The following is a 1,303-nucleotide window of genomic DNA, read 5'->3' as shown; positions in this document are numbered from 1 at the left end:
GCTGCTCCCACCGCCACCCGGCACCTCCCGAGCGCGGCTGCCCCCAGCTTCATCAGGCCGCTGCGACGACCCGAAGGCGGAGCCCTTCCATCTCCGCGCGGTCACATAGCGCCTCGTGGCGCACCGGATTGTTCGACCAGATCTGGCGCCAGAGCTCCCGCGGGAACCCGGTGAACGCCAGCAGGTCCGTCCGCGCGGCGTCGAGATGGGCGGTCGCCGCCGGGAACTTCACCTCGAGCCCCTCGACGACCCGACCGAACTGGGCGTGCACCTCTGCGCTGTCCGGCTGATCGACGATCGTGCGCACCAAGGTCGGTACCCACGGCTGCGCGGACCTCGGCACCCGAGTGGCCACGTTGCGGGCGTAGTGGGTTCTGCACCCGTTGCCAGGACGCCCCCGGCAGGGTCGCCTCGACCGCCGCGACCAGGCCCCGATGGCTGTCGGAGGTCACCGACGCCACCCCGGACAGCCCTGACAGCGACCAGCGAGCGCAGCAACGCCGGCCAGCCCGCCCCGTCCTCACCCGACACCACGTCCAGACCCAGCACCTCGCGCTGGCCCTCGGCGGTGACCCCGACCGCGACCAGGGCGTGCACGATCACCGTGCGGCCGTTCTCCCGGACCTTCTGGGTCAGCGCGTCCAACCACAGGAACGTGTACGGGCCGGCGTCCAACGGGCGCGACCGGAACGCCTCGACCTGTGCGTCGAGGCTCTTGGCCATCTCGCTGACCTGCGACTTCGACAACGACGCGATCCCGAGTTGAGCGACGAGCTTCTCCACCCTGCGGGTCGAGACTCCGAGCAGATAGCTCGTGGCCACGACCGAGACCAATGCTTGCTCGGCGCGGCGGCGCCGCTCGAGCAGCCACTGCGGGAAGTAGGTCCCGGACCGCAGCTTCGGGATCGCGAGCTCCACGCTCCCGGCCCGGGTGTCCCCATCCCGCAGCCGGTAGCCGTTGCGGGAGTTCACCCGCCCCTCGGACCGTTCGCGGTAGCCAGCCCCGCAGGCGGCATCGGCTTCGGCGGCCATCAATGTCTCCGCGAACTGCTTGATCACCACCCGCAACAGATTCGGGTTCGCCCCAGCGAGCCGCTCGTCCAACCAGCCCGCTACATCGTTCACACTGTCTGACGCGGCCATCGCGTCTCCTCCCTCGAGAACCCAGGCACTCGAAGGATCACGCGGTGGCCCTACGGTTCCGTCCCGGGTTGAACTGGCCAGTGCGTATGGCCGTGAGGCCCAGGGGCGCGGGGTATGGCTGACGCGGTGGTGCCGCTGATGGCTCGGACGGCTTGGCCAC

The 1,303-nt window shown here is 70.4% G+C and carries 1 pseudogene; it reads right to left on the bottom strand.

The window, feature by feature from the left end:
• Positions 1 to 124: 124 nt before the first annotated feature.
• Positions 125 to 1,143 (bottom strand): annotated as a pseudogene (locus HF519_RS30085) (IS256 family transposase); the annotation flags it as partial.
• Between the last annotated feature and the right edge of the window lie 160 nt (positions 1,144 to 1,303).

This window comes from Pseudonocardia bannensis, from assembly GCF_012911875.1.
Lineage (GTDB): Bacteria > Actinomycetota > Actinomycetes > Mycobacteriales > Pseudonocardiaceae > Pseudonocardia > Pseudonocardia bannensis.
This window is presented reverse-complemented; position numbering and strand designations above follow the sequence as displayed.